The organism is Candidatus Brocadia sapporoensis, from assembly GCF_001753675.2.
Classification (GTDB): Bacteria; Planctomycetota; Brocadiia; order Brocadiales; family Brocadiaceae; genus Brocadia; species Brocadia sapporoensis.
The window spans coordinates 1-11,646 of the sequence record NZ_MJUW02000043.1; the positions used below are offsets into that span (position 1 = coordinate 1).

An 11,646-nucleotide genomic window follows, 5' to 3' on the forward strand; every position below is an offset into this window, starting at 1 on the left:
AGGGTATTACAGAAGGTCGATTTTCGCACTGCGAAAATCGTTTGCAGAATTTAGGTTCTCTTTAATTCATAATAAGATTTATCAATAATGCTATCCAGATAATGAAGACTCACCGTCCTCAATCTTTGAACTTCAATTCGTTTCTTGAATAATTTTGGGAGATCCTTACAGATGAGCCAATTGGCAATGAAAGGTGACAAGAAAAAACCTTCTTTAAAATCTGTCAAAATGGTTTTCATTTCACTAAGGCCGTATTTAAAGTAATATTTCAATAGGTAATACGCTGGATAATTCTTAAAAATCACCCATTGTTTGTTTCGGTAACCAGTATAACGAAGTTTTACACTCTTCTTATTATGACTTGCCGTTCCGATATGATAAACAATGGCTTGGGGTACATAAAGACACTTAAAACCAGCCAATTGCGCCCGAAAACTTAAATCAACATCCTCAAAAAATGCCCAAAAGTCTTCGTCAAACAGGCCAACCTTTTCAAACAGTGTTCTGCGATACATGGCAGCGCCTGCCGAAGCGCCAAAGACGAATGACGGTTGTTTGAATCTCCTGACAACCTGTCCCGAGTCTCTTTTGTATGCCCTGCCCCAGGACGAAAAGCCGATTCCCGCGCAATCAACCATATTTCGGTTATTATAGTCAATCATAAGGGAAGCGCAAAAACCAACGTCTTTATGAGTATCCAGTGCCAGATTCAATTCTGCCAGCCAGTCTTTGTCAGTTTCTGTATCGTTGTTGAGAAGTGCAATGTATTGTCCCTTTGCCTGTTTTATCCCTTTGTTTACAGATGACGCAAAGCCAACGTTCTTTGTGAGTGAAATAATTTCAGCGTTGGGATAGTAGGTTCGAACAAAAGGGAGGGATTCATCCGTGGAAGCGTCATCTACCAAAATCGTTTCAAAATCCGTATAGGCTTGTTTTGTCAGAGATGACAAACAGGTTTCAAGGAATTGCCTGCCATTGTAATTGGGTATAATGACCGATATTTTAGGCATCTATACAAAACGATACACATAAGTGACAAATAAAAACAAATACGATCTTTTCAATATATCCCTAGAAAAAGCTGTTGAATTTTTGTTAAAATGTATTAAATTATCTCAATGATAAAGATTTCTGTTATGGCAAGTTGTAGAAAAAACAGGATATGAAAACCTACTCAACGCCAATGAATCTGGGTTACCGCGGCCTTTGATGATATCGAGGATATCAAACAGCACTCCAGTAAATTTTAATTTTTATTTGCAGGAATTCAACATATTTTTAGATTAAGTCCGTACTATCCGGTTAGAAATTTACAGGTCTTGTTTTATTCCTCTCGGGATGTCTTCCCGCATGTTTTTAACAGGGATCCAAGAAGTTTTGGGTTCGCTGGACACCCGACAAAAGCGTTCGGGTATGACAGAAACCGTACAAGCAAACTTCTCACCGGGCAATGCTGAGATTAAGCAGGCAGACCGTTTATAAGGCATGAATGTCTTGATTGCTGAAGCCGGTTGAGATATACATAACGCAGCACAGCCACAACCAAATCCGCCCCGATCAAGAAAGACAAAGGGGGATATAAAAAACCCGGGAAAAAAGAAAAATTTTATGTGGCAATACTATAAATGACAGAAATTATAATTGAAGCAGGCAAAGGCTCAAAAGAATATTTTAAAGACTTGTGGAGATATCATGAGCTATTTTACTTTTTAGCGTGGAGGGATATTCTTGTCCGATATAAACAAACAACCATCGGTATTGCCTGGAGTGTGATAAGGCCTTTGTTAACAATGATTGTTTTTACGGTCGTTTTCAACAAAATTGCCAAGCTGCCGTCAAATGGGATTCCATATCCTTTGCTTGTCTATTCAGCAATGTTACCCTGGCAATTTTTTGCAAACTCTTTTGCTGAAAGCAGTAATTCCCTCATAATGAATTCACACATGATTTCAAAGGTATATTTCCCACGGATTATTATTCCAACAACCACGTTGATAGTCAGTCTTGTTGATTTTCTTATCTCCCTTTTAATTTTATCAGGTTTGATGGTATGGTACTCCTATCTACCCGGCTGGCACATCTTATCGTTGCCAATATTCCTTTTGTTTACTGCGTTATTTTCTCTGGGCGCCGGATTGTGGATATCCGCGCTAAATGTTAAGTACAGAGATTTTCGATACGTAATACCTTTTATACTTCAGTTTGGCTTGTATATCTCTCCTGTAGGATTCAGCAGTAATGCCGTGCCATCCCAGTGGCATCTGCTCTATTCTCTTAATCCGATGGTGGGGGTTATCAACGGCTTCCGATGGGCAATCTTAGGCTGGAACGTTCATTTAAATTGGCAGGAGCTTATATTTTCTTGCGTGATGGCATTTTTCGTATTATTTACCGGCATAAGATTTTTCAGAAAAACTGAAAAAACCTTTGCAGATATACTTTAGATTTGTTCTCGCTGGTTTATCAATCGCCCCGGATGACCAAATCAAAAGCAACAAGCAAATCTACTTTCGGCAGCTTTTTATACCACCCGGACACTCGTGGTGGGAAGCATACCTTACCGGTTTGATAACCTGTATAATTTGATGCAATAATCCTTTACCTTTTGTGAGTATCCGGAAAATGGGTATTATAATAAAAGCCGAAAACCTTGGGAAAAAATATATTATAGGACATCAAAGACGTGAGCGATACATTACGCTTCGCGATATCGTTATGCATAAGATGCTTGGCATAGGGCAACGCATTTTGCACCCGCTCTCGCCAAACAAGGAAGCCGTCACCCTGGAAGAGTTCTGGGCGCTTAAGGATATAAACTTTGAAATCGAACAGGGGGACCGCGTTGGTATTATTGGAAGAAATGGCGCCGGTAAATCTACCTTGCTTAAAATACTGAGCCGCATAACCGAACCGACAACGGGTAAGGTACGTCTAAAAGGTCGCGTGGCAAGTTTGCTCGAAGTTGGAACAGGATTTCACCCTGAACTTACAGGACGCGAAAATATCTATCTTAACGGCGCTATACTAGGAATGGCCGGGGCTGAAATTAAGAGGAAATTTGATGATATCGTGGCATTTGCAGAAGTTGAAAAATTCTTGGATACCCCGGTAAAACATTATTCAAGCGGGATGTACGTCCGCCTTGCCTTTGCGGTAGCTGCACATCTTGAGCCTGAGATACTCATTGTTGATGAGGTTCTAGCTGTCGGAGATGCACAGTTTCAAAAAAAGTGTTTAGGAAAGATGGAGGAGGTGGGGAGTGAAGGGAGGACTGTTTTGTTAGTGAGTCATAATATGGCAGCGATACAATCGCTATGCGACAGGGTAATCCTGCTTAATCACGGAAGTGTAGTAAACGATGGTAATCCCGATGAGGTGATTCAGGCTTATACCTCTTTGCTATCTGAAATCAGCTCACGGCCATTGGAAGACCGGAATGACCGGAAGGGGAACGGGAAAGTAAGATTCACTGCCGTAGGCTTTCAGAATACCAACGGAGAGCCGTGTTCTGTCGCTCTGTCAGGTCAGAATCTGCAGATCGTCTGCACATATCGGTGTCTGACACCGATAAAAGACGGCAAAACAATGTTTAGTATAGCAATCGAAACGCTTACGGGCGAGAAGCTTTTACTCTTTCGCAATGACTATACGGGAAATCTTTTTGACGAGATTCCTATCGAAGGCATGCTTATTTGTACGGTACCCCGATTACCTTTAATCCCTGGCATCTATCGTATAACGATTTGTGCTGAAAATACTCAAGACGTTATGGATCTGGTATTCCATGCTGCGGAACTTCAAGTAACTGAAGGTGACTATTTTGGTACTGGCAGGGTGAAAAATCCCAAGTTTGGGCCTTTTTTGGCAGAACATACCTGGGAGATACTTGGAGCGCCTCTCCGGAGGGATGTTCATGATTGAAAATAAGGTGAGAGGATCGGATAGGGGCTCGATAGTACCAGTTCGTGAAAGTGTCCATTTAACATGATCCCGATTATTATACATAGAGGCAAGGCAGGGAAGATTGGCGAGAAGTGATAATTTTAGAAAAAATATTATCAATTACTAAGCGCGTCCAGAAAACGATTAAGACTATCGTCAAATTTCGCGATCATCGCTTCAGGAGGTCATTGCTTTATACCTTTGTTGTGCAGAAAATCTTGAAAATACCGATTGTCTTTCCCGATAGAAATGGATTTCATTTTATCGTTCTCCCTGAGGAGAGAATAGACTTACTCTTCCTCAACGGATATATGGGTATTTCTGAAATTTCCGAGCAAGAGTACAGTAAAAAGGTTTGTGCGCCCGGCATGATCGTATTCGATATAGGTGCAAATATCGGGCAGTTTGCTCTCCTGTTCGCTTCTCTTGTCAGTCCATCGGGGCGTGTCTTCGCATTTGAACCGTGCACTGAAACCATGAGGAGATTGAAGGCAAACATCGAACTGAACAACTTCAAAAATATCATCACGGAGCAGGTAATAGTATATTCCTTACCAGGGAAAACAATGAAGCTCAACATTTTCCCTCCCGGACGTTCTGTGCTGAATACCCTTGGTGAACCTGCCATGCGTGTGAGGGGCAGGCCGGGAGTGAGACTTGAACCTGTCCAACAAGAAAGTGTCGGTACGGTAACAATAGACAGCTACTGTATCGAACATGGGATAGCCTCGATCGACTACTTAAAGATCGATGTTGAGGGGGCTGAACTCGACGTCCTCCAAGGATGTATATGCATGCTCAGGGACAAAGCTATTCGTATGATCCAGTTCGAGATTTCACAGGAGATGCTCAAAGGGATGCGAAGAGAGAGCCATGAGATATTCACGTTTCTGAATAGTCTCGGGTATCAGTGCCATCCAATTTCTGCTGATGCCGAACTGTTACCTCATGTTCAGGATACTAATTCGTATTTTGCGAACTTTATAGCAATGCCAATAGTTAAAGTATGAAAATCAGCGTAATCATAACATCATATAATCAAAAGGGCTATTTAAGGGAGTCTATCGAAAGTGTACTTGCTCAAACGCTGAAACCTTTTGAAATAATAATTGTGGATGATTTTTCTACAGACGGTTCACAGGAAATTATCGAAAACTACGCGTATGGATACCCGCATCTGATAATGCCCTTTTATCACCAAAAAAATCTTGGTATTGCAAAGAATAAGGCATTTGCTCAAATGCAGACAAAGGGAGATTGGTTGACCTATCTTGATGGTGATGACCGGTTTTTACCTGAAAAACTGGAGATGGAATTTAAAACACTGCAACAGCATCCGGATTCAAAGGTTGTTTACTCCAACTTTTATTCAATAAATGAGGAAGGCAAGAGGTCGGGTCTTTGGGCTGACAAAACCCCGCCGCCAAGCGGGTATATATTCTCTCAGGTTTTCAGTCGCTCTTTTCCCCGTAACACGCTATTCAGAAATGAGTTGATATCCTCTGATTGTTTAAAAAAAATCGGTTATTATGACGAAGGAAGGATTACTCATGAAGATTGGGATTTCAAGATAAGGCTGAGTAAATATTTCCATATTGCATACTGTCCGATACCCTTAATCGAGCGCCGTGACCATGCAGGGGGGATCTCGCAATATTTATCAAAGGATATTGTGCTGAATCAGATGCTCCAGGTTTATAGCAAAAATAGCTCTTTGCTTGAAGGCTTGGAACCTGAAGAAAAAAAATACATCAGAAGTGAATTGTTCAGGCTTTTTTCAAGACGTGCTGACAGCATAATCAATCACCTGCTTGATGAAGGGCATAAACAACAGGCATTTCGGTGTTATCGGGAATTTAGAAAATGGATGTCCTTTGAAATGGCTGCAGTAAATTTGTTTAAATTAACACTGCCGTTAAAATTATTAAAAATTATAAGGTATTTCAATAAGTCGCCTGAATCTTCTCTGAAGATGAAAAATATCGACAAATGACCTCAAGAATGAGCGCCGCATACAATAATTTCATTAAATATTTCAGGAAAACCCAGGATCACAGACTACTCTTTTCAATAAACCCGGGACGTTCCGGTTCTCAGTACCTTGCTGAGCTTTTAGGAACAGCAGAAGAGGTTACAAGTTTTCATGAGGCGGAACCACCCATGAACGGATCGTTTCTGCATATGATTAACGAACTGCCTTATGACAGAACTGCAAAAAAACGAAGGATCAAGTGCAATGCCATAAAGAAGATATTGAACGGGCTCCCAGCCGGACAAATATACTGCGAGACAAATCACATGTTCATTAAAACCTTTTACGATGTTGTTATCAAGGAATTCAAGAACATTGGAGTTATCATTTTACGCAGAGAGTTGTCACATGTTTTGAAAAGCTTTGTTGAATTAGGATACTTTTCATCAAAAAATACAGCCTGGCCGGACTGGATGTCGAGCCCTAATGCGCAGACACGGGCGATAAACTGTATCGATAAGGATGAAAACCTGGATCAATATGATTTGTGCATCGCTTACCTGTTGGACATCGAGGCGCGTGCACGCCGTTTTCAGAGAGAATATCCACGGGTGAATACCTATGAGGTCTGCCTGGAAAGCCTTTGTCATTACCCCGATGTCGTAACATTTTTTGAAAAATTAAAGATAACCCCTACCGGGCAAACGCAGGAGATGACCGGCAGGGTGCTTAACAGCCGGAAAGAAGCGAAAATGAGATATGATAACTTCAGCGAAATTGAATATTGCGAGGAACGCATAAAGGCGTATATAAAAAAGAGCATGCTGCTGGGGATAGATGTACCGGAAGATATTGTATCGGGTTATGTTGTCACCCCCGAAAAACAAAAGGGAGGATCTTATGGTATTAGTTAGCGCCGGGATGCCTAAGTCCGGGACCGGCTATATTTATAATCTGCTAAATGACATGTTTGTTCTGTCGGGTATGTGTGATGCACGCGAGATTAAACGCAGATACAAACTGGACTCGATATTACATGAATACAATTGTAATATCAGAGACCTGACATTTTTAAAATTATCCATCGTGGTCTTATTAAGTTACCTTCAGCGGCCCTTTGTCGTTAAAACACATCGCAGGCCTACGCTTGCTGCTAAATTGTTTTTGCGGTTGGGCCTTATTAAGGTCGTATATATTTACCGTGACCCGCGTGATGTGCTTCTGTCGGATATCGACCATAGTAAGGAGCGTATGAAACATGAAGATACCCGCAAACTGGCCGGTCCCACCGATTTTCACAGTGCTTTTCAAAATGTCAAGAGGGTAATCAATACATGGAGACTATGGAAGCAATGCAGCGGTGCGTATTTACTCCGCTATGAAGATTTGATGAGTAATCCGGCAGATGAAATGAAAAAAATCATTGCCTATTTGAACCATGCAATCAGCAGTGATCATATCGATACGCTATTGAAACGGTACGATAAGAGCAGCCTTGATAAGCACCAAAAGAACTATCTGCATTTTAACAAAGGTATCGTGAGTCGCTACAGACAGGAGATGCAAGAGGAACACAGAAGGATTTTTAAAGAGCAAATAGGAGATACTCTGCTTCAGATGGGCTACCCTCTGGATTAGGATAGGAGAGAGCAATGAAAAAAACAGAGTTTTTAACAATCTTCCCTACATTTGAGAATTTGGAAACTGTTAAGATAACACTTCCGAGTGTTTTGGACGAAACCCTGAAGAACGATGCCAGACTTATAGTGCATGATTCAAGCGTAAACGGACGTGATGAAAAATGGGATTATTTACTGAGCCTGAACAGGAATAATGATTTTTTCCTAATCCTGTCGAGCAATATGTCCATGGCGCATGCAAGAAATATGTGCCTGCATCTGGGGCAGGAACTCTACGCGCCCGATTACCTATGCATAATGGACGATGATCATGGTTTTAAGCCAGGCCTTATTTCGGCAATGGCCGAAGCTATGAAAAAATACTACGGAAAAATATCACCAAATGGACTGAGGTACGGGATGTTCAGCGCATGTTTTACCCACACAAAGGCCAAACTTGAAAAGATTGATGACATATATTCATTCCCTGCGCCTGACAATGACCCATTTACCATGGGGGGATTTAACAGTTGTTTCCGATGCGCTACCACGAGCCACTGGAACAATGTCTTAAAAGGATATGATACTGATGAATATTTAATTTCCCTCTATCAGACCTCAAACATCAGATGGCGTAATTATCACAAAGGCTTTACCGTGCTTTTTGTAGGGAACGGCCATCTGGTTTTTGATATTGATACTAAAGGAAGAGGCACGTCATCTCCGGACAAACTCGGACTTTGGGACGATAAATATTGTGCCAGCGATGCCAGAAGTAAATACTACGGGAAAGGGATTGATATATCATAGTGACTTTTACCGGATATCAGACCGAAATAATAAAAGCAGCGCAGGATAATTTATACTCCAAAAAATGGGATGAGTATAGCTGGAACGGGGAATGTCTTTACCCTGTTATGGTATCATTGGAGGAAATATTAAAAGGATCCACCGCACGCATACACACTCCATGTCCGCCTCATTATTTTAATGTCCTGGGCACCCCCCGATGCGGTACAATGTGGACAATTAAAATCGTTTCATCGTTACTGAACTCAAGGCAGAATAATATCGTTTATTCACTGATAAAAAGAATCAGTCCGTCTTTTTCCCGAAGGTATGAAGTCAATCATTATCATGAGGGGATTATTGAAGATTTCAAGCCCGAACAAAAAGTGGTTTTTGTCTACCGAGATATTAGAGATGCAATAGTATCCGGTTATTTTTATATAACGAACAATCAGCACGAGGGGACGATGGGTTGCACGCCTGCTGAGTTTCGTAAATTGACCAGGGAAGAAGGAATCGAAAAACAACTTATCATGTATATGAAATACAGAATGCCTGTCATGAATTACTGGCTTAATGTAAGGGCGGATAATGTTGTCAAAGTAAAATATGAAGACCTGCTGGAAGACCGTGAGAAATGGATCCGGTATATAAATGAAAGATGCCATATAAATTCCCCTGAGAGAATTATAAGGAAGACTATTGAAAAAACATCGTTTGAGACGATGAGCGGACGAAATCATGGAGTGGAGGACGCAAAATCACATCAAAGAAAAGGCATCAGCGGAGATTGGAAGAACCATTTTACAGAAAAACATATGCAGATATTCAGGGAAATGGGTGGTGAAGAATTCTTAAGATCCGTGGGTTACAGTTTGTAATAGGATTATTTTATAAAAAAGTATGTTTTTAAAAAATATCTTTCGTACACAACCTTCGAAAAAAATATTAATAGTCTCGTTGCAGAAATCCGGCACACACTTAATACACAATGTAATGCAAGAGGCCGGTTTTCAGGGCGTAGGGGTCGGAAAAGATTGCAGGCTGTCCCATTTTTCCGGATTAAAGGACAACCAGTACCTATGGTCTCACTTCGCCCCTTCAGACGAGGTCCAGATGTCGCTGGAGGAAGGCGGCCAATCGCTTTATATAATTTTTAATTTTCGAGATCCAAGAGATGTGCTGGTATCCTGGTTCCATTGGCTCCATCCCAAAAGTGGTAAAAGCATGCATCTGCATTTAGATTACATGAAAAAAGTTTATAGCCATTTTACCGATGACGAACTCATTAATATTTTTATCAGGAACGACAAGTTTCGCGAAGTCGAATATAATCCTATTGAGCATTTCAGATTATCCCGTGTACTTTACTTTCACCCCCGTGTCATGAAGGTACGTTTTGAAGATCTTGTCGGACCTAAGGGTGGTGGGACTGATGAAAAACAAACAAATACGACAAAAGACATTTTCAGGTATCTTGAGATGGATGGAATCGATTCGCATCAAATAGCGCGAAAGATTTTTAGTGAAACCAGCGTTACTTTTAGAAAGGGTATGATTGGGGAATACAAAAAAGTGTTATCAACCGAACAAATACGTCTCTTTAATAAATTGCACGGAGATGTTATACGTCAATATGGATATGAGTTGGACGATTTTGATGTTCAAGGCTGATGCTGGAGCTGTTTAAGTCGGTTTTTACCAGGAAGGAAAATTTTCTCAAATCTCCGGTTTTTTGTTCCGGTACGGCATGCTAAAAAGTTTTTTCTTCTTGACAGGATTTTATAATATTCTGGCGGAAACCAGCAAAAACTATGAAGTGGTTTTCATTATGCTGGAAAGGCCGCTATCCGTGTCTGAATGGCAAAACAGCAACCATGTCTTTTGATCGATATCACGTCTTTCACACCATCCGGGCAGCACGTGTATTGGCCCAAACAAACCAGGACACCATGTTGATATTTCTTCATTTATTTTGACACGACGCTCTTAAGCGCCATGTTTATTAGATGTTTTTGATTACCGCGCATATTGTTATGAACAGGTTATGGAATATTTTGCAGAATTAGAGATTATGGAGTTTGCATTAATCCCCGATGCCGCACAGGATGGAGGCTTAATCCACTATGCAATTAAAGAGATGGCCTCAGCTCAAGCCTACGGATGCGGCTGTTTTTGGTTCAGGAAAACAGACAATAATGATCATCGTTAAATTAATGGGCGGCTTGGGAAATCAGATGTTTCAGTATGCTGCAGGGCGCCGACTGGCGGAAAAACTAGGCGTAAAATTGAAACTGGATATCGAGATGTTTAAGGACAACACCCTTCGTAAATATGAACTCGGTGCGTTTAATATTCAGGAATGTTTTGCTGCCGTTGAGGAAATAGAGAGGCTTACCGTCGTTAAACGCGGAATTGTTGAAAAGGCTTTGGATAGGGTATTTAAACGGCCAATCAGGCGGCCAGGTGGCTATGTTGCTGAGAAGTATTTTGTTTTTGATCCGTCCATTTTGCAGTTGCCGGATCAGGTGTACCTGGATGGCTACTGGCAGAGCGAAAAATATTTCGCAGAAATTGAGACGATAATTCGTGAAGAGTTTACGATAAAATATCCGCAAACGGATAAAAATAAGGTATTGTCAGATAGTATAAAATCAGGTAATTCTGTAACGGTACATGTAAGACGTGGAGATTATGTGAATAATCCGGAGACGAATAGCCTGCATGGAGTTTGTGGTATAGACTACTATCAACGATGCATAGATTTTATCATAACAAAAATTGCCAATCCTCATTTCTTTTTCTTTTCTGATGATCCGGAATGGGTGAAAAATAATCTTAAGATAAAATACGAATCAACGGTGGTGGAACACAATGGGGCAGAAAAGTGCTATGAGGATTTGCGCCTGTTAAGTCAGGGTAAATATCACATTATTGCAAACAGCACTTTTAGCTGGTGGGGAGCGTGGCTCAATAAAAATCCCGAGAAAATGGTTGTTGCTCCTGAAAAATGGTTTAAAAAAGAAGATGTCAATACAAAAGGCTTTATTCCAGAAGATTGGATCAGACTCTAGTGAAATAAACATTCTATACGAAAATGATTTATATAGAGATGAGGAACCAAAAGTATCGTTTTGATGCTGCTCTCGGATCATGGAGGATGTTTCGGCAAAAACGATCTCTGGGGGGCACGGCTTCTATCATCCTAAAATTATGGAAGTGCCTTTTGTATACGTTGATGTAAAAAAACGTAACTATTCAGCGAAACGGATGGTGAGAGAGAATATTTTCTCAGAATAGTTAGGAGCCGATAGGGAAAACGGG

11 protein-coding genes are annotated in these 11,646 nt (G+C 40.9%); 10 read left to right on the top strand and 1 reads right to left on the bottom strand.

All coding sequences use genetic code 11. The features are described from left to right. Positions 1–50 precede the first annotated feature (50 nt). The gene (locus BIY37_RS03800; protein WP_080324830.1) at positions 51–1,010 is read right to left on the bottom strand and encodes a glycosyltransferase family 2 protein; all 960 of its coding nucleotides are present in this window, start codon (positions 1,008–1,010) and stop codon (positions 51–53) included. A 615-nt stretch (positions 1,011–1,625) separates the two neighbouring features. Between BIY37_RS03800 and BIY37_RS03805 the strand changes: the two genes are divergently transcribed. From BIY37_RS03805 to BIY37_RS03845, 10 genes are all read left to right on the top strand, one after another. Continuing rightward, positions 1,626–2,444, top strand: coding sequence for an ABC transporter permease (locus tag BIY37_RS03805; RefSeq protein ID WP_070066514.1), 819 nt, complete (start codon positions 1,626–1,628; stop codon positions 2,442–2,444). Positions 2,445–2,622: 178 nt separating this feature from the next. Beyond that, a complete protein-coding gene (locus BIY37_RS03810) occupies positions 2,623–3,921 on the top strand; it encodes an ABC transporter ATP-binding protein (RefSeq protein ID WP_070066515.1) in 1,299 nt (432 codons plus the stop codon). A gap of 239 nt (positions 3,922–4,160) precedes the next feature. After that, positions 4,161–4,952, top strand: coding sequence for an FkbM family methyltransferase (locus BIY37_RS03815; protein ID WP_143299159.1), 792 nt, complete (start codon positions 4,161–4,163; stop codon positions 4,950–4,952). Continuing rightward, a complete protein-coding gene (locus BIY37_RS03820; RefSeq protein ID WP_070066517.1) occupies positions 4,949–5,935 on the top strand; it encodes a glycosyltransferase family 2 protein in 987 nt (328 codons plus the stop codon). The genes BIY37_RS03815 and BIY37_RS03820 overlap by 4 nt, the downstream gene beginning before the upstream one ends. Continuing rightward, a complete protein-coding gene (locus BIY37_RS13090) occupies positions 5,932–6,828 on the top strand; it encodes a hypothetical protein (protein ID WP_070066518.1) in 897 nt (298 codons plus the stop codon). The genes BIY37_RS03820 and BIY37_RS13090 overlap by 4 nt, the downstream gene beginning before the upstream one ends. Beyond that, entirely contained in the window at positions 6,815–7,552 is a 738-nt protein-coding gene (locus BIY37_RS03825) for a sulfotransferase domain-containing protein (RefSeq protein ID WP_179129275.1), read from the top strand. The genes BIY37_RS13090 and BIY37_RS03825 overlap by 14 nt, the downstream gene beginning before the upstream one ends. A 14-nt stretch (positions 7,553–7,566) precedes the next feature. Next, positions 7,567–8,343 carry a glycosyltransferase family 2 protein gene (locus BIY37_RS03830; protein ID WP_070066520.1) on the top strand — a complete coding sequence of 259 codons (777 nt, stop codon included), beginning with the start codon at positions 7,567–7,569 and terminating at the stop codon, positions 8,341–8,343. Then, positions 8,343–9,203: a sulfotransferase domain-containing protein gene (locus BIY37_RS03835; RefSeq protein WP_070066521.1), complete on the top strand. Its 861-nt coding sequence runs from the start codon at positions 8,343–8,345 to the stop codon at positions 9,201–9,203. The genes BIY37_RS03830 and BIY37_RS03835 overlap by 1 nt, the downstream gene beginning before the upstream one ends. 235 nt (positions 9,204–9,438) lie before the next feature. Continuing rightward, positions 9,439–9,996, top strand: coding sequence for a sulfotransferase family protein (locus tag BIY37_RS03840; RefSeq protein WP_143299160.1), 558 nt, complete (start codon positions 9,439–9,441; stop codon positions 9,994–9,996). A gap of 452 nt (positions 9,997–10,448) precedes the next feature. Next, the gene (locus BIY37_RS03845) at positions 10,449–11,396 is read left to right on the top strand and encodes an alpha-1,2-fucosyltransferase (RefSeq protein WP_080324832.1); all 948 of its coding nucleotides are present in this window, start codon (positions 10,449–10,451) and stop codon (positions 11,394–11,396) included. The last annotated feature ends 250 nt before the right edge of the window (positions 11,397–11,646 follow it).

Bases quoted from the DNA above. Each gene is read 5' to 3' on its own strand.
- BIY37_RS03800 (WP_080324830.1), bottom strand. From the start codon at position 1,010: ATGCCTAAAATATCGGTCATTATACCCAATTACAATGGCAGGCAATTC.
- BIY37_RS03805 (WP_070066514.1), top strand. From the start codon at position 1,626: ATGACAGAAATTATAATTGAAGCAGGCAAAGGCTCAAAAGAATATTTT.
- BIY37_RS03810 (WP_070066515.1), top strand. From the start codon at position 2,623: ATGGGTATTATAATAAAAGCCGAAAACCTTGGGAAAAAATATATTATA.
- BIY37_RS03820 (WP_070066517.1), top strand. From the start codon at position 4,949: ATGAAAATCAGCGTAATCATAACATCATATAATCAAAAGGGCTATTTA.
- BIY37_RS13090 (WP_070066518.1), top strand. From the start codon at position 5,932: ATGACCTCAAGAATGAGCGCCGCATACAATAATTTCATTAAATATTTC.
- BIY37_RS03825 (WP_179129275.1), top strand. From the start codon at position 6,815: ATGGTATTAGTTAGCGCCGGGATGCCTAAGTCCGGGACCGGCTATATT.
- BIY37_RS03830 (WP_070066520.1), top strand. From the start codon at position 7,567: ATGAAAAAAACAGAGTTTTTAACAATCTTCCCTACATTTGAGAATTTG.
- BIY37_RS03840 (WP_143299160.1), top strand. From the start codon at position 9,439: ATGTCGCTGGAGGAAGGCGGCCAATCGCTTTATATAATTTTTAATTTT.
- BIY37_RS03845 (WP_080324832.1), top strand. From the start codon at position 10,449: ATGCAATTAAAGAGATGGCCTCAGCTCAAGCCTACGGATGCGGCTGTT.